A 22301-nucleotide genomic window follows, 5' to 3' on the forward strand; every position below is an offset into this window, starting at 1 on the left:
CGCTTGCCGCGCGCGCCGCGGCAGAGCCCGAGGGCCGCCGCCGAAGCTGGGCGGCCCCGGGCTGGTTCGCGCCGCCCTTCGCCTACGGCGGCGCGAACCAATCCGGCATCCGGCTCCGCGTGATGCCGGGCGCCTGGTACGGGCAGTTCCGCGAAGCGGCCCGTACGGCGCTGAAGCGGGAGCGCTATCGCGTGGCTCCCGCCTCCGACCGCATGGGGGTCCGCCTCTCCGGACCCCCGCTGGAACGAAGCGACAGCGCGGAACCGCTGTCGCACGGCGTCGTCGCCGGCACGATTCAGGTGCCGGCCGGCGGGACGCCGATCATCCTCGCCGCCGATTGCCAAACCACCGGCGGCTACCCCATCATTGCCCATGTCGCAACGGTCGACTTGCCGCTGCTCGCGCAGTGCAAGCCTGGCGACTGGGTCGCTTTCACGGAAATTACGCTGGCCCGGGCCCAGCAGCTGCACCTCGCCTTCGAGCGGGAGATGCGGCTGCTGGCGGCTGCTTTGGCCATCCACGCTGTCTAACCTGCTCCGAAGCGAGAAGAGAGGAGCGTCTGCAAATCGAAAGCATACATAATGACACCTTGCCGGGTCCATGCCGGCAAATCGACTTGAACTGCGATTTCGGAGAAAGCTACGGCACGTATACGTTCGGTCAAGACGAAGCGCTGCTTGCCTTCGTCACGTCCGTCAATATTGCCTGCGGCTTTCACGCCGGCGATCCGCATACGATCCGCGAAGCGGCGGAACGCGCCGTCGCGGCCGGGGCGGCGATCGGCGCGCATCCGGGCCTCCCGGACCGTCTTGGCTTTGGCCGCCGCGAGATGGCGCTCGCGCCGCAGGACGTCTACGACTATACGCTGTACCAGATCGGCGCGCTCGAAGGTTTCGTGCGCGCCGCCGGCGGCAGACTGCATCATGTCAAGCCGCACGGCGCGCTCTATCATATGGCCGGCCGTTCGCCCGAACTTGCCGATGCGTTCGTGCGGGCTGTCCGCGCATTCGACCCGGAGCTGATGCTGTACGCGCAATGGGGAAGCGCGCTGCTCGCGGAAGCGGACCGTCAGGGCCTGCGCCGCGCGGCGGAGATTTTCGCGGACCGCACGTACCGGACGGACGGCAGCTTAACGCCAAGATCGGAGCCGAACGCCGTGCACCTTCGCGCGGAAGATGCGCTTGCCCAGACGATCACGATCATTACCGAAGGCCATATCGAGATCGGCGGCGCTCGCATACCCATGCAGGGAGATACGGTATGCCTGCACGGCGACGGGCCGCACGCGGCAGCATTCGCCGCTCGCCTTCATGAAGGGCTTCTTTCAGCAAACATCGAATTACGACCGCCTCATCGTCCATAAACCGGCATAAGGCACGCACCCATCATGGACTAACTTGTTGAAGGAGGACGTTATGTCGATAAACCGGGCGGAAAAAATTACGATGGGTACCGCATTTGCCGCTATTGTTAGTTTTGTTCTCCTGCGAGTTTTCCATCGCGGACTGTATGGGTCGATCCCGGCGCAATCCTACCTGTTCCTTCATTCCGGCATGGAACTGCTAAGCTTTGCTCTCTGTTTCACGATGCTGGTACTGGGCTGCTTGTTTTACTTCCCCTCGTTCTCGAAGCATCAGCTGTACCTGGCGGCATTGTTCGGGGCGGTCGGGATCTTCGAAATGCTCCATGGGCTGACTGCTGAAGGCATGCCGTTCTATCGGATGATCGGCGGGGCGATGCCGCTGTCGCTGCTTTTTACGCTGACGGCGCAGCTGGCCGGAGCCGTCGGAGTACTCGTTATTCTGAGTCGCGGCGATGTCCCGGTGCCGGCCGGAAGACGATTGCCCGTCATCCTGATCGGAATCGGCCTTGCTAGCGCAGCAGCGGCGGTCTACTTTCAGCTGCCGCAGCATGCCGTGCCACTCTTGGATTCGGAACGAAGCGTGAAGATGCTGCGCTTCGCGGCTCAAACGGTGGTTGCTTTCGCTTATTTCGGCGCGTTGAGCATCGTGTTGTTCCGTAATCGGAACGAACGTCCGCAGGCATTGTTGACGATTATTCTATCGCTCGCTTTCTTGCTGCTATCGGCGCTCCAATTCATGCTGAGCGCCCATCCGCATGACAGCGATTTTCTAATCGGCCATGCGTATAAGCTGGCGGGCTACTTCTTCCTGATGAACGGCATGTATGCCATGGCGATCGGGGAGCCATTGCGGCAGTACGGGCACTCGGAATCCCGCATTCATTTGCTGTCCAATTACGATGAGCTGACCGGTTTATCCAATCGCCGGCTGCTGAAGGAGCAGCTGAACGAGGAGCTGAAGCAGGCACGGTCGTCCAACAGCCGCCTTGCCGTCTTCCTGCTCGATATCGACCGCTTCAAGACGATCAACGACGCGCTGGGGCATTCCTTCGGCGACCGGATCCTGCAGGCCGTCTCCGATCGGCTGCGGCTTGCGGCAAGCAAAGCGAACCGCCTCTATCGGATGGGCGGCGACGAATTCGCCCTGCTCATGCCGGACGTGGACAAGGAAGGGGAGCCGATCGAGCAGCGAGCGAAAGCGATTATGGGTCTGTTCGATGCCCCGTTCGTGCTCGATGAAGCCGAATACCATATTACGATCAGCCTCGGCATCTCGTTCTATCCTCAGGACGGGGACAGCGTCGATGTCCTGCTCAAGAACGCGGATACGGCGCTGTATTCGGCGAAGGCGCATCGCAACGAGTTCTCGAGCTACGAGCCCGAGATGAACCGCGGCGCGCAGGATCGGCTGCGTCTCGAAAGCGATCTGCGCCGCGCGATCGATGAGGAGCAGTTTGCGCTGGCCTATCAGCCGCTCGTGAACTTAAACAGCGGCAAGGTCGTCGGCGTGGAAGCGCTGGTACGCTGGCATCATCCGAAGCGGGGGTTGCTGCCGCCGGGAGAATTCATTCCGCTGACGGAAGAGAACGGACTCATCCTGCAGCTTGGCGAATGGGTGCTGGGCGCGGCCTGCAGGCAGAACAAAGCCTGGCAGGATTCGGGTCTTCCCCCGATGATGATGTCGGTCAATCTGTCGATGCGCCAGTTCAGGCAGCAGCAGCTGGCGGAACGGATCAAGGAGATTCTGGAGCAATCCGGCATGCCGCCGCAATACTTGGAGCTGGAGATTACGGAGAGCATGACGAGCGACGTAGAGTTCGCGGCAGAGACGCTGTCCAGCTTGAAGGAGCTGGGCGTTCAGATCAGCATCGACGATTTTGGGACCGGCTACAGCTCGTTGGTCTCGCTCAAGCGATTCCCGATCGACAAGCTGAAGATCGACCGGAGCTTCGTGAACGATCTGGCGCAGGGCGGCAGCGACGCGGCGATCATCCAGACCATTACGACGATGGCCAAGACGCTGAAGCTCAAGGTAACCGCCGAAGGCGTGGAGAACGACGAGCAAATTCAGCTGCTGCGCGAGCGCAACTGCGAGGAAGCGCAGGGCTACTATTATACGCGGCCGATCCCGGCGAATTTATTCGAGAATTGGTTCAGGCATCGCAGCCAGACGGCTTGAACCTTCGATAGGAGGCTGCAGCCGATGAATGAGCGGCGGTTTACGGTCTTTATTTACGGATCGCTTCTTCCGGGACAGGCGAATCATCATGTGGCGGCTCCGTTTATCCGCGATCAGGAGCCGGGCCGGATTCGCGGCCGCCTGGTCGATTGCGGTTCCTATCCCGCGCTGCTGCGCGACGAAGAGGCCGATGCGGACGGTATGGCGGTTCGCGGGTTATGGATCACGGTCGATGAACAAGGGCTCAGGCAGATGGACGAGCTGGAAGCGTTCTACGGATCGAAGAGGAGAATGATTACGAGCGCGTATGGGCTGTCGATCTGGAGTCATCGGCAAGGCAAGGTTGGGTATACGTGTGGGAGAAGCCGCGGGACTGCCCGGCCATCGAGGAGTCGTATTGGCCGGACTATGCAGCCCGCAGGGCAGAATTGCAATAAGAGCTATTTGCCTGTGAAGGCAGGGGATATGGTAATGGAGAAGGGAAATAATTCGTCACGCTCAGCGGCATCGTCGCTGAGCGTTTTTGCGTTATTCATCGTATGAATGACTCCGAATGCCAAGAGCATGAAGGCCATGGTGATAAAGACGACCCGTTTAATCAGATGTATGGTCGACGTGCCGTCATCCCGGTGAATGCGCCGGTGACGGACCGATTGCCGCCATATCAGTACGGCGGGCGACATGAGTACGAACAAGCCGATAACCAGCATTTGCTTCCGAAGCGCCATGCCAAGCGGGAAAACATTGATGGAGGCGTACAGAAGCGCTTCGATGACGAGTACCTGAATCGGTACGACAAGTCTCACTTCGGAGGCGGCACGGCGTTTCGTGCGGCTGATCGCCGCTTCCGATTCGCGGGGCCGCAGCTTGGCCAGCTGAAGCAGGCGGGGGAGCGAGAAGAAGGCGATGGCGATCGTGGGGACCACGATGAGCGTCAGGAACAGCAGCGCCGAGTCAAGGACGAACCAGCTGCGATACGAATACGTCGCAATGAGCATGGTTACTTTTCCGATGGAGATCAGCGTCATCAAACCGATCAAGGCCAGCGTCGCGAGGGATGTGCGCTGCAGCGATTCTTCCGTTTTGCGGAAAGCAAGACTGCCCGACAAGAAGCCTGCGCATAACGCGAGCAGGAGCAGCAGGACGGCTAAAGCCGCATTAATGACATAAATTTGTTGAGACATATGTGATACCCTCTTTTCCACGATCGTTCTTCATCAAGTGTACACGGATGTCCGGAAAGCGTGATAACGGCTGCAGTCTGGTTTTGCGGCTGGACTTTAGTCTTGCGCGTCAATGTTCGGCAGCGGAGTTACGGTTTCGGTCCGGTACTGCGTTCGCGATACCCGTTGTAGGCGGTGAAACGCTTCGTAACTTGGATGAATGGTGGCGGATAGCCGAGTCCCTTCGCAATCGATTACGACGCCGATTCCTTGCGCGGCGGAGGCTTGTAGCCTATCCGTGCGTCGAATCGGCTTCGGGGGAGACGGCGGCTTCTGGAAGCTTCCGTAAGCAGCAAGCATAGAATGAGATGATACGTACAAGTCTAAGCGGCTTCTTTACGTATTGTACCATGAAGGGAGCATTTCCCGAAACGTTCTAATCATGTCCAACTCGCTCGGGCCGCATTCGCGCGCAAAAAACCGCCTCCTGCCCTTGAGACGGGCCAGGAAGCGGTCGATGAAGGATCGGTTTTACAGATCGCCCCAGTTGAGGTTGGACGATTTGCTGTAGTTCGTGACCTTCTGTTCGAAGAAGTCGGTTTTCATGCCGTTCATGTTGCTGAAGCTTTCAACCCATCTCATGGGATGTTCGACGATCTCCGGATACAAGATGTCCAGGTTCAGCTTGCGCAGCCGTTCGTTGGACAAGAACTTGATGTAGTGCTCGATGATCTCGTCGGTGAGGCCTGGAATTTGGTTGTTCGTGATGTATTGTCCCCACTCGATTTCATGTTCCACCGCAGTGCGCATCATTTGACGCAGCTCTTCGATCAGAACCGGCGTGAACATGTCGGCGTTTTCCTTGCGGATCTCCCGGAAAATCCCTTGGAACAAGGCCAGGTGAGTCAGCTCGTCGCGCTGAATGTATTTGATTTCGGATACCGTTCCGAGCATCTTGCCTTGACGGCCCAGGGCATAGAAGAAGCTGAAGCCGCTGTAGAAATAGATGCCTTCCAGGATATAGTTAGCCATAATCGTCTTGATCAGGTTCTGCGAAGACGGATTGGCAATAAAATTCTCATACAGGTCGGTAATGAACCGATTGCGTTTCAGCAAATTCTTATCTTCACGCCACAAGTTATAAATCTGGTCGCGCACCTCCGGCGCGCAAACGCTGTCTAAGATGTAGGAATAGGATTGGCTGTGGACGGCTTCCTGGAATGTCTGAACGGTCAGACAGAGGTTAACTTCGGGTGCGGTAATGTACTCGTTGATATTCGGCAGATTCGCCGTTTGCAGCGAATCCAGGAAGATCAGAAAGCTGATGATTTTATCGTAGCTGTTACGCTCGGAGAGCGACAGGTTTTTGTAGTCTTTGGCATCCTGGGAGAGCGGAATTTCTTCCGGAATCCAGAAGTTGTTCATCATGTTGCGGTACATCTTCGTGGCCCAGTCGTATTTCACGTTGTTCAGCTCGATGAGGTTCGTGGTGTTGCCGCCGATCATGCGGCGCTTACCCCAGTCGCGGTCGCCGTCTTCGTTGAAAAGTTTCTTCTTCTGCAGTTCCATGAAATGGGCTGCCTCCTTCTATTCCTGCTGTTCCTCTGCTCTAATAAGTGGTTGCAGATCTTTTGTAATTGCCGAGAATTAATGAAGCCCGGAGGGCGAAACGGAGTCGGAGAAACGTAAGTGGTCGCCTTGTAACCGGATTATAACCATTTCTGAATTCACCAATTCAAAATAATCCGGTTACAACAGCGATCGGAGACCCGTTTTCGCCAGCAGGGCGAATTTTATTCTCGGATTGCTTATGAGCTGCAGCTCACGCAATCCTCGACTTCGAGGCTCTTATTGCGGCAATAGTAAACGGTTTTCAGCCCGTTTTCCCATGCGGACATATACAGATCCATGAACTCTTTCGCCGAGTAGTTCGGCGTGATGTACAGGTTGAACGATTGCGCCTGATCGATATGGCGCTGACGGCGGCCCGCGGCGCGGATGCTCCAGTGTTGATCGATCGTGTGCGCTTCCTTGTAGTACCAGAACGTTTCTTCGTTCAGGTTAGGCGCCGTTTGCGGGATGACCGCGTTCTTCTTCTCTTCCACGAAGAACTTGTTGAAGATCGGATCGATGCCTGCCGTAGAGCCGGCGATCAGCGACGTAGAAGCCGTAGGCGCGATGGCGAACATCCAAGCGTTGCGGACGCCGTGCTCGGCTACGTCTTTCTTTAGCTTCTGCCAGTGCGGGGCATCGTAACCGCGCTGCTCGAAATAAGCGCCGGTCTGCCATTCGCTGCCTTCGAATACGCGGTAAGCGCCTTTTTCCTTGGCGATTTCCATCGATGCTTTGACGGCGCAGTAGTTGATCCACTCGTACAGCTCGTCGGCGCGGTCCAGATGCTCTTCGGATTCCCAGGCGATGGCGTTCAAAGCAAGCCATTGATGGTAGCCGCTCGTGCCGAGGCCGACGGCGCGGTACTTCTTATTCGTGATTTCCGCTTGCGGAATCGGATAGTGGTTCAAGTCGATGACGTTGTCCATCATGCGCATTTGGCAGCTGACGACCTCCGCGATCTCTTCCTTGGAGCGCGTGCGTCCAAGATTGAGGGAAGAGAGATTGCAGACGACGTAGTCGCCGGATTTCACTTGCGTCGAGATAATGCCGTCCTCGTGAGTCGTCGAGATATACTCCGTCGGGCTCATGTTTTGGCAGATCTCGGTGCACAGGTTGGAGCAATATACGATACCTTTGTGCTTGTTCGGATTCGCGCGGTTAACGGTATCGCGATAGAAGATGAACGGCGTACCCGTCTCGAACGAGCTGGCCAGGATCCGTTTCATGATCTCGATGGCCGGCACTTCTTCGCGGGAGAGCTCGGGATGGTTCACGCACTCTTCGTAACGGCGTTCCCACTCTTCGCCCCATGCGTCTTCGAGGGCAAAGCCCAAGTAGCTGCGCACTTCATGCGGGTCGAACAAGTACCAGGAATCACGCTCCTGCACTTTGCGCATGAACAGATCGGGGATACAGACGCCCGGGAAGATATCATGCGCCTTCATCCGATCGTCGCCGTTGTTCGTTTTCAAGTTCAGGAAGTCGAAAATATCTTTATGCCATACGTCGAGGTAGACGGCGACGGCGCCGGAACGAACGCCAAGCTGATCGACCGCGACGGCCGTGTTGTTGTAGTTCTTGATCCAAGGTACGACACCGCCGGCAACGCCTTTAAATCCGCGAATGTTGGAGCCGCGGCTGCGCACTTTGCCGATGTAGATGCCCATGCCGCCGCCGAATTTGGATACTTGGGCGAAGCTGGAGTCGACATTGTAAATACCCCACAGATTGTCGGGAACCGTATCGATGAAGCAGCTCGACAGCTGGTGGAACGGCTTGCGCGCATTGGCGAGCGTCGGCGTGGCGACCGTCATCTGCAGGCGGCTCAGCACGTCGTAGAACTTGCGGGCCCAGCCCAGCTTGTCTTCTTCTTTCATAGCCAAATGCATCGCTACGCCCATGAACAGCTCTTGCGGCAGTTCAAGCACGTCGCCGCCGAAGCTCTTAATGAGATAACGGTCAGCCAGCGTCTTCAGGCCGATGTAGTTGAACAAGTAATCGCGTTCCGGGGCAATGTAATTGCCAAGCTCGCGGATTTCGTCGCGGGAATAGTGTTCCAATATGTAGCTGCCGTATAAGCCTTTATCGGTCAGGTACGTGATCAGAGAGTAGAAATCACCGTATCCGAAATAACCGTATTTGCGGTTGATCGCGGATTCTTTATAGAGATCGTACACGAGAAGCTTGGCCGCAACATACTGCCAATTCGGTTGTTCGATGCTGGTTTTCTCCACCGCAACCTGCGTCAGCGTACGTTGAATTTCTTTGGTCGTGATGTTGTTGCGGAAATACGGAAGCAGAGCTGTTTCCAGTTCCAGCGGATCGCAATCGCTGTAACCGTCACACGCGAAATCAATGACTTTCTTCAGCTTGGAAAAGATAAGTTCTTCTTTCTGTCCATTCCTTTTAATGATATCCACGGGCAGAGCCACTCCTTGTCGAAGGTTGTCGTCCGACAACCCGTTATACACAATATGTTGTAAGTACTACCATAAGTTACACCGATATATAGTGGCTGTCAAGGCTAACAATTCGACATCCAGGTGCTCCGAAATGGCCGTTTTCTTCATGAAAAATCAATGAAAACGTACAGCCGCGCCCTTTGCAAACGGATCGGGGGAAGCGGATCGCCCCGAATAAAAAATAAAAAAAAGTAAGTAAGCGAAAAACCATTATAGCATTTCCTGCCGCGATTGTGTCGTGACAATAACAGGGACTTTAGCCGCAATCGGGTCAAGCTCGCATTCGTTCAAACAAAAGTTGGATTTTCGGTTGGTGCTTGGCTGTTCCCTCGAGTACACTTAGGCTTAGTTAAAGGTATCGATCGCTTGGGATAGATTAAAATAGCAATAGTTGAAAGGACGTGACGACACAACATGTTGATCGGCCGCAGGTCTATGCAACGAAAACCGGCGTATTTCTTCTTACAAGCTGCGGTGCTCTGCCTATGGGCAAGCTTTCTGCTGTTCGGGGGGGCTTCGGCAGCCTTCGCGCATTCCGAGCTTGAACGCACCGCGCCGGAACCGAATACCAAATACGAGCAAAGCCCGAGGCTGGTCGAGCTGGGCTTTAATGAAGCAATCGAAGCGAAGGTCGGATCCGTCGAGGTGCTCGACGACAAATCGAGGCGGGTGACGGATGCGAAGCCGCAGACGAGCGCCGACCATAAATCGATCTCGCTGGCGCTGCCCGAGCTTGGCGAAGGCGTCTATACGGTGTCGTATGCGATCATATCGGCAGACGGCCATCCCGTCAGCGGATCGTACGTCTTCGTCGTCGGCAACCCGCCCGAAGCTGTGGATGCTTCGGCATTCGACCCGCATAAGGAGCTGGGGCACGAAGGACACGGCGCCTCTACGCAGTTGACGACCAATCAGTTCATTATCTATGCCGTGCGTTCTTTATACTATGCGGCATTGCTGTGGACGGCAGGGCTGATGCTTTGGCCGCTTCTCACGAGAGGCCGGGGCGTTATCCTGCCGGGCATTCTGAAAAAGTGGGAGCCGATCGCGCTCCGTACGCTGCTCGTCGCCGTGCTAGTTTATATTTTCGCGCACGCGCGTGAAATTCTGAAGGGCTATCCTTCTGGCGATTACGACAAGCTGTTCCTGGAAACGACGGTAGGCAAGGAATGGATCGCGCTGCTCGCGCTGTCGCTGGCCGGTTTTCTATTCGTTCGCATGCACCCGATCGCAAGGGCCATATGGGCTGCCGCGATTCTCGCCGTCGAGAGCTGGAGCGGGCATGCCGCCGTATTCTCGCCGAAGTCGGCGTCGGTCCTGTTCGATTTCGTTCATCTGGCCGCCGGCGCGGTATGGGCAGGCGGCTTGATGCTGCTGCTCGCGCTGTGGCAGAAGGATCGCAAGGAAGCAGGCCGGTTCGCCGCCTTGTTCTCGCGGGCCGCGCTGCTGTCATTAGTGCTGCTCACCTTATCTGGCGTCGGCATGACGCTGCTGTTCCTGCCGAGCCTGAAATACTTATTCTATACTTCATGGGGCACGCTGCTGTTGATCAAGACGGGCCTCGTCGTCCTGGTGCTTGGCGTAGGCGGCGCGCTTCATATGAAAATCCGGAAAGGCGGTTTGCCGGTGCCTGCGCTGCTGCGCGTGGATGCTTCGCTAATGGCGCTCATTATCGTCGTTGCTGCATTGTTCACGTATATCAGCCCTCTGCCGGCCAATAGCCCGGTGACGTATCATCAAATGGGCGACAAGCTGCACGTTTCCCTCAGGGTTACGCCGAACAAAGCGGGCATTAACGAAATCACGCTCAAAGTATGGCTGCCGGATGCAGTCGGCGCGGCTAAAGCGGTCCAGGTCCGCCTGTTCTCGCAGGACCGCAAGGAGCTCGGGCCGATCGAAGTGCCGCTCCAAACGTACGAGGATACGGAGCTCACGGACTTCGACGGCTTCGTGAAATCCGCCTACAAGGCGGAAGGTCCGTTCATTCCGTTCGCCGGCCGCTGGCAGGCGGAGATCCGAGTTAGGGATAAGGACGACAACGAGACGGTACAGAAAGTGGATTTCCGCAACTATTAGCTCAGGCTTGCAAAGCGGCTGAATGCTGCATTCCCGTCTCTCAGCACGAAGAAGCTGGCGAAAGCTGCATTCCCCGACCTCCGTCGGTGAACGCAAACCAATCGCCTTAAGCAAACCAATAAGCTCAGCGGATGCTTACGAAGCGGCTGAATGCTGCATTTCCGTCTCGCGCCGGCAACGCAAACCAATCAGCTCAGCGGATGCTTACGAAGCGGCTGAATGCTGCATTTCCGTCTCGCGCCGGCAACGCAAACCAATCAGCTCAGGAGGGCAGAGCATGACGTACAAGCGCATCAAATGGCTCATATTATGGACGCCGACCTTGACGGTCGCCCTGTGGGAATACTTGCGCCATACGCTGCTGCTGCCCTACTTGTCGATGGGACTCGGCAACGCGTTGACCCCCCTGATCGTCATTACGGTGACGGCCACGCTGCTGCTCAAGCTCTTTCGAATGTTGGAGGATACCCAGGAAACGCTGCAGCAGTCCAAGGCGGCCGAGGCGGCCTTCATGGAACGGGAGCAGCTGGCGCGGGAGCTGCACGACGGCATCTCGCAGTCGCTGTTCCTGTTGTCCGTGAAGCTGGATAAGCTGGAGCAGGCCCGGGATCCCGAGCTTGTCGCGGATACGGCGCAACAGCTGCGCAGGACGGTCAAGCATGTCTACGAGGACGTGCGCCAATCCATCGCAAGCTTGCGAAGCGAGCCGTCCAAGACCGACGTGCAGTGGATGCAGGCGGTGCGCGACATGGCTGCGGAGTTGTCGCTTGGGGGATTGCACGTCGAGCTTGACTGGCGGCTGACGGATGCCAAGCTGACGGGCAAAGAGAAGGTGGAATTGCTCGCCATCGTGCGGGAAGCGATGCTCAACGTGCAGAAGCATGCAGGGGCTTCCCGCTTGGTCGTGCGCGCCGTGACGGGAAACGACGGGGACGAGGCATCGTTTCGCTGCACGGTCCGCGACGACGGCGTCGGCGCAGAGCCGGAGCAGCTGATGGCGAAGGGCCGTTACGGCGTTCGCATGATGCAGGGCAGGGCGGACGCTATGGGCTGGCAATTTAGCGTGCGCAGCGTCGGCTCGGCAGAAGAGCGCGATGGTTCATCGGGCGGCGGCACGATCGTAGAAGTCTTGAAGGGAGGATGACGGCAATGGGCGGAATCGGGACGGTCAGAGTGCTGTTGGCGGACGATCATCCGCATGGACGGGAAGGGATGCGCGACATCCTGGGCGGCGCAGCGGAGTTCGAGATCGTGGGAGAAGCCGCGAACGGCGAGCAGGCGGTCATGTTGGCGGCCGATCTGGCCCCCGATCTGGTGCTGATGGATATCAACATGCCCGTTATGACGGGCTTGGAGGCGACCGCGCTCATTAAATCCATCGATCCGCGTATCAAAATCATCATGGTGACGGTTTCCGACGATATTACGGACCTGTTCGAATCCATCAAGCGGGGCGCCCAGGGCTATCTGCTGAAGAATCTGTCGCCTTCGTCCTGGCTGGAATATTTGCGGGCCGTGGCATTGGATGAAGCGCCGCTGTCCAAGGAGCTTGCCTTCCGCATGCTTCAGGAATTCAACGGCGGCAGCGGCGCCGGCAAGGAACTGAGTCCTGGAGGCCAAGCGGCGGCGAGGAACAAAAGCCAGGCGGGATCAGAAACGTTCCATACCGCGCTGACGCAGCGCGAACGCGAAGTGCTGGAGCAGGTCGCCTTGGGCGGCTCCAATAAGCAGATCGCCGAGAACTTCGGACTCTCCGAGCATACGGTCAAGAACCATTTGAAGAACATCTTGCAGAAGCTCCATCTCGATAACCGGGTTCAGCTGACCCGTTACGCGCTGGAGAAAGGGCTCGTGAAAGACTGAGCGGCATGCGCCTTCTCCGCCGGGACACGAATTCGTAACATTCGCATAGCTCGTTCGAGTCATGCCGTCCGGATGGGACTTAAGGTATACTCGCTCATAGATAAACGAATGAGGCGAAGCAGATGAAGATCATTTGCTTACGAGGAGGATGTAACCAGATGTTGAAACGGTTGAAGAAAATGTCCATTTTGGGAGCGGCGGTGTTGTCGCTGTTCCTGTTCGCTTCGATGGCAAGCGCGCATGTAACCGTGCAGCCGAAGCAGACGACGCAAGGCACTTACGAAGTATTCTCGGTGCGCGTGCCGAGCGAGAGCGAGAACGTGACGACGACGAGCGTGAAGGTCACCGTGCCGGACGGCGTCGCGGTCAGCCGCGTGGAACCGAAGGCAGGCTGGAAATACGAGCTGGAGTTCGCGGCCGACACGAAAGCGATCAAGTCCATCACGTGGACGGCGGAAGGCAGCGGCCTGTCGCAGACGGAATTCACGGATTTCCGTATTTCCGGCAAAGTGGCGGACGATGCGACGGAGCTGACATGGAAAGCTTACCAAACCTACAGCGACAAGTCGGTCGTAGAATGGGTCGGCGCGGACGGGTCGGATCATCCGGCATCCGTGACGACGGTAGCGGCGGGTGCGGCTGATGGCGACGGACACGGCGCGCCGGCCGCGGCTGGAGATGGCGCGGCGGCGGATTCGCACGATGCGTCAGGCGGCGACGGGAGCAGCACGAAAGAGAACGTTACTTTGGGCTTGGCGATCGCGGCAGTCGTCCTAGGCGCGCTCGCGCTTATCGCCGCGCTTGCCCGCAAGAAGCGCTAAACGTAACTCGAGGCTCAAAGGACGGCGAGGCGCAAGTTGCATCCCGCGGAGGCGCGAAGTTCGGAGAGAACGATGCATGCGGACGGCATTTGTCGAAAGACTCCGGAGCAGACTTGCGAAGAGAGCTGGAAATTTCGTATACTAGATCCATATACGCCAATGCAATGAGGAAGAAGAGTACGCAGTGCTTTCTTAACAGGGAGAAGACGCCGTCAGACTGAGAGCGTCTTTAGGAAATCAGGCTGCCGAAGTTCGCTTCCGAGCAGGCTTCTGAACGGGTGCGGCCACAGCGCTGCATGAGGTAGGGAGCACCGGTCGTCCGGCCGATATCCGGAATGATGAGGAATTGCTCGTGGGCTTCGTTCATGGCCGGGCAATTTGAATTAGGGTGGTAACACGGTTCTTTCGTCCCTTACGGGGAGAGAGGACCGTTTTTTTATTTTCGCAGAAGGGGCTGAATGGTAATGAAAGAGCGTTTGGAAGCACTGCGCGCCGAGGCGCTGCAGGAGCTGCAGGGAGTCGCCGGTCCGCAGCAGCTGAACGACCTGCGGGTCAAATATTTGGGCAAAAAAGGCGCGCTGACGGAAATTCTCCGCGGCATGGGAAGCTTGAGCGCCGAGGAGCGTCCGGTCATCGGACAGGTCGGCAACGAGGTGCGCGCCGCCATCGAAGAAGTCATCGAGACGAAACAGGCCGCGTTCCAGCAGGCCGAGACGGAGAACCGCCTCCGCGCGGAAACGATCGATGTCACGCTGCCTGGCAAGAAGCTCGCTGCCGGCGCGGTTCACCCGCTGAACAAGGTCGCGCAGGAAATCGAGGATGCGTTCATCGGCATGGGTTATTCCATCGCGGAAGGACCGGAGGTCGAGACGGACTTCTTCAACTTCGAGGCGCTGAACCTGCCGAAGAACCACCCGGCGCGCGATATGCAGGATTCCTTCTACGTAACGGACGAGATCCTCATGCGAACGCATACTTCGCCGGTACAGGTCCGGACGATGAAGGCGATGAACGGCAAGCCGGTGAAGGTCATTTGCCCGGGTAAAGTGTACCGCCGCGACGATGACGACGCGACGCATTCGTTCCAGTTCAACCAAATCGAAGGCCTCGTCATCGGACCGAACATCCGAATGAGCGACCTCAAAGGCACGCTGCTGCAGTTCGTGCAGCTGATGTACGGCAAGCAGGCGCAAATCCGTCTGCGGCCGAGCTTCTTCCCGTTCACGGAGCCGAGCGCGGAAGTGGACGTGACCTGCGTGAAATGCGGCGGCCACGGCTGCCGGATGTGCAAGCATACCGGCTGGATCGAAATCCTCGGCTGCGGCATGGTGCACCCTCGCGTGCTCGAGATGGGCGGCTACGATCCGAACGAAGTCAGCGGTTTCGCGTTCGGCATGGGCGTCGAGCGGATCGCGATCTTGAAATACGGCATTGACGACATTCGTCATTTCTATACGAACGACCTGCGCTTCCTGAGCCAGTTTGTCCGAATGTGAGAGGGAGGCATATACGATGAACGTATCTTATAAATGGTTGAGTCAATATATCGATTTGGACGGCTACACGGGCAAGCAGCTGGCCGAGCTGATGACGAGCGGCGGCATCGAGATCGACGTGGTCGAGTCCCGCAACAAAGGCGTGACCGGCGTCGTCGTCGGCCGCGTGCTGACGAAGGAAAAGCACCCCGACGCGGATAAGCTGAACGTGTGCACGGTAGACGTCGGCGGTCCGGAAGCGCTGCAGATCGTCTGCGGCGCGAAGAACGTAGACGCGGGCCAACTCGTTCCCGTTGCGACGATCGGCGCGGTGCTGCCCGGCGACTTCGCGATCAAGAAGGCGAAGCTGCGCGGCGTGGAGTCCCAAGGCATGATCTGCTCCGCGAAGGAATTGGGCTTGAACGACAAGCTGCTGCCGAAAGAACTGCAGGAAGGCATTCTCGTGCTGCCGGATAACACCGCGGTCGGCGCATCCATTCTGGATGTGCTCGGCATCGACGATGAAGTGCTGGAGCTCGATTTGACGCCGAACCGTTCGGACTGTCTCAGCATGCTGGGCGTCGCTTACGAAGTGGGCGCATTGACCGGCCGCGCGGTGAAGCTGCCTGACACGCGGATCAGCGATTCTTCGGAGCAGGCTTCCGCCCATGCGTCGGTCCGGATCGAAGCGAAGGAACAATGCGCGCACTATGCCGCGCGGTACATCAAGGGCGTTAACGTCGGCCCATCGCCGCTCTGGCTGCAGAACCGTCTCATGGCTGCGGGCATCCGTCCGATCAGCAATGTCGTGGATATCACGAACTTCGTCATGCTGGAATACGGTCAGCCGCTGCACGCGTTCGACGCCGATCGCATTCCGGAAGGCCGCATCGTCGTACGCTTGGCGAACGAGGGCGAGACGATGAGGACGCTGGACGGGCAGGAACGAAAGCTGGAGCCGCATATGCTGGTCATCACGAACGGCGAGTCGCCGCTGGCGCTTGCTGGGGTCATGGGCGGGGCAGATTCCGAAGTAACGGCTTCGACGGTGAACATTTTGCTCGAATCCGCGCGTTTCGAAGGCGGCACGGTTCGCAAGACGTCCCGTCAAGTCGGCCTGCGTTCGGAATCCAGCGTGCGCTTCGAGAAAGGCGTCGACCCTGCGAGAATCATTCCTGCGCTGGACCGCGCGGCAGCGCTGATGGCGGAGTATGCCGGCGGTCACGTGCTCGACGGCATCGTGGAAGAAATCTCGGAACCGGCCGAGCAAACGGTCGTTACGGTCTCGATCGCCAAGATTAACCGCTACCTTGGAACGGAGCTTTCGAAGCTGGAGCTGGAGACGATTTTCAGCCGCCTGCAATTCCCGTTTCAATTATCCGGCGATGGGGTATTTACCGTAAATGTGCCGACAAGACGCGGCGATATTACCCGCGACGTCGACTTGATCGAAGAAGCGGCCCGCTTGCACGGCTATGACAACATCCCGACGACGGCTATCGAAGGTGCCGCGACACCGGGCGCGTTGACCAAGCCGCAGGCGATTCGCCGCGAGCTGCGCAAGCGTCTCACGGATGCCGGGCTGCATGAAGTGATCAGCTATTCGTTCACGCATCCGGACCGCACGAAGCTGTTCCCTGCACTGAACGGCGCCGGCATACTTCCGGTTCGCCTGGCGCTTCCGATGAGCGAGGATCGCAGCGTGCTTCGCACGAGCCTGCTTCCGCAGCTCCTCGAGACGGCAGCGTACAACCGCAATCGCAAGAACGACGATGCCGCGATTTTCGAGATCGGCAGCGTCTTCCATACGGACGAAGAAACGTTGACGCGTCTCCCGCATGAGAAGCACCGCTTGGCTATACTGCTGTCCGGCAGCCGGAGCCGCGCGGAATGGAATCGCAAAGCGGAAGCGTACGATTTCTACGACCTGAAGGGAATCGTCGAAACGCTGGCCGACGTGCTCGGCGTGAACGGATCCATCGGCTATGAAGCCGCGCAGCCGGAGCATATGCATCCCGGCCGTACGGCAGCTATCGTACTGCAAAGCGAACGCGGTCCGGTAACGATCGGTTATTTGGGCCAACTGCATCCGGGCGTTCAAATCGACCACGATCTCGCCGATACGTACGTGCTCGAAGTCGAGCTGGCGCCCCTGTACGAAGCGGCCGATTCCGCGATCGTCTACAAGGCGCTGCCGCGTTACCCGGCCATGGAACGGGATATCGCCGTCGTGCTGAATCGCGGGGTGGAAGCAGGCAAGCTGATCGAGGCTGCCGCCAAGACCGCAGGCGAACTTCTGGAGTCGATTCGCATCTTCGACATCTTCACCGGCGAGAAGCTTGGCGCGGATAAGAAGAGCGTTGCGTTGTCGCTCGTATACCGGCATGCGGAGCGTACGCTGACGGACGAAGAAGTGACGGAAGTTCACGGCAAGGTCGTCGATAAATTAGAACAATCTTTTGAAGCAGAATTGCGTAAATAGGCAGGAGATGCCCTTAGCCGCATCGAATTAGTTCCTTGCGAACGAATCTCGATGCGGCTTTGTTTTATTTGGGCCAGGCTGGATTGGTTAAAGGCCGGAGCTGCCGCAATGTAAGCGTTCGCGACAACGAGTATTCGGTTCAGGTTTGCGCCAGGGAAATACGCAGCAAGAGTTAACGGAAACTGACGACAACAGAAGATCTGAACGTGATGAATGTCGAAAAGGGATTATGAAATTTTCACCCGGAACAATAGGAGGATACCCTCATGAACGCTGCCGATCGGACACGTGTGACGGTTGACATATACGGTAACCAATTCAAATTGACAGGTCATAATAACCCGGAATATATTAAGCGGATTGCCGCTTTCGTGGACGAGAATCTACATAAACTCGCCAAGGGCTATCCGCGCTTGGATCTGCCCAAGCTCGCGATGCTGGCATCGGTCCAAATGGCGGAGGACGTGTTCCGTCTTCGAGTGGAGAACGAGCATATGCTCGAGACGGAAGAGCGCCGCAAAGCCGCCGTGGCCGAAATGGAGCAGGCGAAGCTGATCCTGGATACGCTGCAGGGCGAGTTGGAGGCGGAGCGGCTCAGCGCGGAGACGGCGTTGGAAGCCGAACGCGAGCATGCCCGCGCGGAGCTGGAACGTTTGGGCGCCAGCCTGCAGGCTCGGCTGGAAGACGCGGTGCGGGAAGGCGAGGCTAAGCTTGCCGAAGCGGAAGCTGCGGCGAATGGCGAGCTGGCTCGCGTGCGCGCTGAGCTGGAGGCACAGCGCGAGCGCGACCTGGCTGCTGCGCGGGACGAGCTGGAGCTTGCGATGCTGGAGCATGAAGAAGCTCGCGAGGCTGCGCGGGCCGAGCAAGAGCGGTTGTTGGCGGAACAAGTCGCGGAGCGCGAGGCAGCGGAAGCGGCTTTCGTGCGAATGCGGGAAGAGCTGGAATGGGAACGCGAGGCGGAGCGCGAGGCCGCGCTGGAAGAGATGGAGCGTGTTGGCGCTCTGCTGCAGGGACGCATGGAGCAAGCGCTTCGAGATGCAGAAACGGCAGCGGCCGAAGAGCGCGAAGCCGCCGCGGCGGAGCTGGCGAAGGTCCGGGAAGCACTCGAGGACGAATTGCTGCGCGTGCGCGGCGAATTGACCGAAGAGCAGGAGCGGCATGCAGCCTCCGTCCGATCGTGGCAGGATGTAGTGGATCAGGCGCAGCAGGAAGCGGATTCCGCGTTGTTGGCGGCGCGCGAGGCTGCCGCGGCCGAAACCGCCCGCGTGCGCGAAGAATTGGAAGGCGAGCTAGCCCAGCTGCGAGAGTCGCTGGAGCGCGAGCTTGAACAGCAGCGCCAGGCATTGGAACAGGAGCGGGAGAACCGTCTGCTGGAGACGCTGGAAGCCGAGGAGGCGTTGGCGGCGGCAAGACAAGCTGCCGAGACGCTTGCGGCATCCGAACGCGAAGCGGCCGCGGCTGAACTGGCGCGCGAGCGCGAAGCAGGCGAGGCTATGCTGGCGCTTGCGAAGGAAGCGGCAGCGGCAGAGCTTGAACGGGAACGCGAGTCGGCATCGGGCGAGCTTGCGCACGTGCGCGAAGCGCTGGAAGCCCAGCTGGCGCAGCAGCGCCTGGAGCTGGAGCAGGAGTGGGAGCGTCAGGATTTGGCGGCGCAGGCAGCTCAGGAGGCGCTTCAGTCCGTAGAGGCGAAGGCGGCAGCCGAGCTGGAAGCGATCGCGGCGGAACGCGCGCGGGATCGCGAAGCGGCCGCGTCGGAGCTGGCCCGTGTAATGGAAGCCGCGGCGGCCGAGCAGGCGCAGCTTCGGGAATCGCTGGAGGCCGAGCTTGCGCGGCAGCGTTCGGCGCTGGAGCAGGAACGGGACAGCCGCGAGCTGTCGGAGCTGGAGACGCTGGAGGCGCATGAACAGGCGCTGCGCGAAGCGGAAGCACGCGCGGCGGCGGAGCGCCAGACGCTCGAGCAGTCGCTGCAGGCACTGCAGGCGCAGGCCGCGGCAGCGCGCGAGGCTCATGAAGCCGCGCTGCGGGATGCGGAAGCGAAGGCAGTCGATGCGCTTGCCGCGGCCGAAGCGGCGCTTGCAGGCGCGCAGGCAGCGGCCGCAGCCGAGCTGACGGCCGTGCGTGACTTGGCGGCTTCGGAGCTGGCGGGCCTGCGTGCCGAGATGGATTCGCGGCTGGCAGAGGAGCGTGAGCTGCGCGAGCTGGCCGAGCTCGAGGCGCTGGAAGCGCACGAGCAGGCGGTGCGCGAATTAGAAGCGCGGGCGGCAGCGGAACGCGAGCTGTTGGAACGCGAATTGCTGTCGGCGCAGTCGCAGGCAGCGGCAGAGCGCGAAGCGGCCGAGGCCGAGCTGGTCCGCATGCGAGAAACGTCCGAAGCGGAGCTGACGGCGGCCAAAGAAGCGGCTGCATCGCAATTCGCCCGTTTGCGCGAATCGCTGGAGTCGCAGCTGGCGGAAGAACGCGAACTGCGCGAGCTGTCGGAGCTGGAGGCGCTGGAAGCGCACGAGCTTGCCTTGCGCGAAGCGCATGAGCAAGCGATGCGGGCAGCGGAAGCGCAGACGGCAGAGCGCGAAGCGTCCGAGCAGGCGCTGCGCGAGGCGCATGAGCACGCGCTTCGTGCAGCGGAAGCGCAGGCGGCCGAGGAGCGAGAAGCGCTCGAGGAGGCGCTGCGCGAAGCGCATGAGCAGGCGATGCGGGCAGCGGAAGCCCAGGCGGCAGAGCGCGAGGCGTCCGAGCAGGCCTTGCGCGAGGCGCATGAGCAAGCACTGCGTGCAGCGGAAGCGCAGGCGGCTGAGGAGCGAGAAGCGCTCGAGCAGGCGCTGCGCGAAGCGCATGAGCAGGCGATCCGGGCACAGGAAGCGCAAGGGGCAGAGCGCGAGGCGTCCGAGCAGGCGCTGCGCGAGGCGCATGAGCAGGCGATGCGGGCAGCGGAAGCGCAGGCGGCCGAGGAGCGAGAAGCGCTCGAGCAGGCGATTCGGGGACAGGAAGCACAAGCGGCAGAGCGTGAGGCGTCCGAGCAGGCGCTGCGCGAGGCGCATGAGCAAGCGCTGCAAGCGACAGCAGCGAAGTCGGCCGAGGAGCGCGATGCTTATGAGCAGATGCTGCTTGCTTCGGCTTCGCGGGCGGCGGAAGAGCGCAGGGCGCACGAGAGAGCGCTCCGCGAAGCGGAAGCTGTCGCCGCAGAGGAACTGGAGCGCAGGAGAACGGAAGCGGCCGCGGAATTGGCCGAGCTTCGCGAAGCCATGGAGGCCCAGCTGGCGGAGCATCGCCGAGCCATGGAAGCCCAGCTTGCGCAGCAGCGCGAAGCCGCGCATGCCGAGCTGGAGCTAGAACGCGAAGCGGCTATGGTGGAGCTGATCGAGGCGCAGGACAAGTACGAGGAAGAGCTGAGGCGCGAACGTGCGCTGCAGGAAGCGACCGCGTCGACGGCCGCCGAGCAGTTGGCGGAGGCGAGGGCGGAGCTGCTGGCGCAGCTTGAGCAGGCAAGAGCGGAAGCTGAACGCTCATTGCAGGAAGCAAGCGAGCTGGCGGTACGCATGCAGAGCGAAGCCGAGCTGGCCGCGGCGGAAGCAGTCGCCGCAGAAGCCGAGCTGCGTGATCAGCTGGCTCGGCTGCGTGCGGCGCTGGCCGAGGAGCAGGAGGCTGCCGCAGCGAAGCTGGTGCAGGAACGCGAAGCTGCGCAGTCGCTGCTGGAGCAGTCGCTGCAGGCAAGCGTCGACGAAGCTGCCGAACGTGCAGCGGACTACGAGCGGCAGTTGGAAGAGGTCCATGCCGCAGCGGCAGCACGCGAGCAGTCGCTGCAAGACGAGCTTCGCAGCCTGAGCGAAGCGCTGCAACAAGAGCGGGGGCAGCTCGCGGAGCAGCTGGACGCAACCCGAACAGAGCTGGAGAGCCTGCGCAAGCAGCTGCTTGAAGCGCATGAAAACGGAGAGCTGCTTCTGACGGAAGCGGCCGAGCAAGAAACGAAGCAGCGCTTGACGATCGAAAGACTGGAGCGCGAGCTGCAGGAGCGGGAATTCGCCGCCGAACAGCTGCATCAGCACGCGGAGCAGCTGCAACGAAACGAGCAGCGCCGTGCGGAAGCATTCCAGCAGCAGGAAGAGCGGATTGCCGAGCTGAACAGTTTGCTGCAGGAAGCGCAGATCAGCGCGGAAGATGAGCTGCAGGTACGGCTGGAGTTAAGCCGCCAACGGGACAACGTGCGTCAGGAACTGGAGCTGTTGAATAATCGGAACGCCGAGCTGACGGAAAGGCTGCAGGCGGCGGAAGATCGCGCAGCCGATCTCATGCGCGAAGCGCGGCAGCAGATGGCGGAGGTGGAACGCGTCTCTGACGAAGCCGCCGCAGAGCTGGAGCGCCAGGCAAGAGAAGCGGAGGCGGAGATCGAGCTCGCAAGGCAGCAGGCGGCCGCGCATGCCGAGTCGGAAGCTGGATTACTGGAGCAGCTGCGTCTGATCGAAGACGAAGCCCGCGCGTCGAAGCAGCATTCGCAGCAAATCGACGAACGATTCTCGGAGCTGGAGTCGGCGCTGAACGAGGCCGTGCAGGACAAGCAGGAGCTTCGAACCGTTCATGAGAAACTGCAGGCCGAGCATGGCAAGCTGGTGACCGAATATCGGAAGCTGCAAACCGAGTTCAACGATTGGATCGAGCTGATCGAGAAAAGCTAGAAGCCTGCGCTGCGTTTTATCGTTTTATGATCTACCCCGAACGAACTTATAGCCTTATCGATATTCCCATGGAACGACCAGAAAGAGGACAGAGCCGGCAGCGGATTCGAAAGAATCCATGTCGGTCGCTGTCCTC

Annotated in this window: 14 protein-coding genes; 11 read left to right on the forward strand and 3 right to left on the reverse strand. The window is 59.6% G+C overall.

Annotated features, from left to right (window positions below; translation table 11 throughout):
* The 4 genes from GT003_RS21705 to GT003_RS21720 form a co-directional block, all read left to right on the forward strand.
* Positions 1-530 (forward strand): 5-oxoprolinase subunit C family protein (locus GT003_RS21705; RefSeq protein WP_487247394.1); only part of this gene is annotated, 530 nt, incomplete at its 5' end.
* An 86-nt stretch (positions 531-616) separates the two neighbouring features.
* Positions 617-1363, forward strand: a complete 747-nt coding sequence (locus GT003_RS21710; RefSeq protein ID WP_239565938.1) for a LamB/YcsF family protein — start codon at positions 617-619, stop codon at positions 1361-1363.
* Positions 1364-1415: 52 nt separating this feature from the next.
* The gene (locus GT003_RS21715; RefSeq protein WP_161701783.1) at positions 1416-3542 is read left to right on the forward strand and encodes a putative bifunctional diguanylate cyclase/phosphodiesterase; all 2127 of its coding nucleotides are present in this window, start codon (positions 1416-1418) and stop codon (positions 3540-3542) included.
* A 24-nt stretch (positions 3543-3566) separates the two neighbouring features.
* Positions 3567-4085: a gamma-glutamylcyclotransferase family protein gene (locus tag GT003_RS21720; RefSeq protein WP_239565937.1), complete on the forward strand. Its 519-nt coding sequence runs from the start codon at positions 3567-3569 to the stop codon at positions 4083-4085.
* Here the strand turns inward: GT003_RS21720 and GT003_RS21725 are convergent.
* The 3 genes from GT003_RS21725 to GT003_RS21735 form a co-directional block, all read right to left on the reverse strand.
* A complete protein-coding gene (locus tag GT003_RS21725) occupies positions 3983-4726 on the reverse strand; it encodes a hypothetical protein (protein WP_161701785.1) in 744 nt (247 codons plus the stop codon). The genes GT003_RS21720 and GT003_RS21725 overlap by 103 nt on opposite strands.
* Before the next feature lie 510 nt (positions 4727-5236).
* Positions 5237-6274 carry a ribonucleotide-diphosphate reductase subunit beta gene (locus tag GT003_RS21730; RefSeq protein ID WP_161701787.1) on the reverse strand — a complete coding sequence of 346 codons (1038 nt, stop codon included), beginning with the start codon at positions 6272-6274 and terminating at the stop codon, positions 5237-5239.
* 239 nt (positions 6275-6513) lie between these two features.
* Positions 6514-8739, reverse strand: coding sequence for a ribonucleoside-diphosphate reductase subunit alpha (locus tag GT003_RS21735; RefSeq protein WP_161701789.1), 2226 nt, complete (start codon positions 8737-8739; stop codon positions 6514-6516).
* Between the two features lie 477 nt (positions 8740-9216).
* Between GT003_RS21735 and GT003_RS21740 the strand changes: the two genes are divergently transcribed.
* From GT003_RS21740 to GT003_RS21770, 7 genes are all read left to right on the forward strand, one after another.
* Positions 9217-10857, forward strand: a complete 1641-nt coding sequence (locus GT003_RS21740; protein ID WP_161701791.1) for a copper resistance CopC/CopD family protein — start codon at positions 9217-9219, stop codon at positions 10855-10857.
* Positions 10858-11134: 277 nt separating this feature from the next.
* Positions 11135-12001, forward strand: coding sequence for a sensor histidine kinase (locus GT003_RS21745; protein ID WP_161701793.1), 867 nt, complete (start codon positions 11135-11137; stop codon positions 11999-12001).
* A 5-nt stretch (positions 12002-12006) separates the two neighbouring features.
* Positions 12007-12720, forward strand: coding sequence for a response regulator (locus tag GT003_RS21750; protein ID WP_161701795.1), 714 nt, complete (start codon positions 12007-12009; stop codon positions 12718-12720).
* 158 nt (positions 12721-12878) lie between these two features.
* Complete coding sequence (locus tag GT003_RS21755; protein ID WP_204798933.1) at positions 12879-13541, forward strand: YcnI family copper-binding membrane protein; 663 nt, start codon at positions 12879-12881, stop codon at positions 13539-13541.
* A gap of 464 nt (positions 13542-14005) precedes the next feature.
* Positions 14006-15037: a phenylalanine--tRNA ligase subunit alpha gene (gene pheS, locus GT003_RS21760; protein WP_161701796.1), complete on the forward strand. Its 1032-nt coding sequence runs from the start codon at positions 14006-14008 to the stop codon at positions 15035-15037.
* Between the two features lie 16 nt (positions 15038-15053).
* Positions 15054-17498, forward strand: a complete 2445-nt coding sequence (gene pheT / locus GT003_RS21765) for a phenylalanine--tRNA ligase subunit beta (protein ID WP_161701798.1) — start codon at positions 15054-15056, stop codon at positions 17496-17498.
* Between the two features lie 266 nt (positions 17499-17764).
* Complete coding sequence (locus GT003_RS21770; protein WP_161701800.1) at positions 17765-22165, forward strand: hypothetical protein; 4401 nt, start codon at positions 17765-17767, stop codon at positions 22163-22165.
* Positions 22166-22301: the final 136 nt, after the last annotated feature.

This window comes from Paenibacillus sacheonensis, from assembly GCF_009909195.1.
GTDB classification, from domain to species: domain Bacteria; phylum Bacillota; class Bacilli; order Paenibacillales; family Paenibacillaceae; genus Paenibacillus_Z; species Paenibacillus_Z sacheonensis.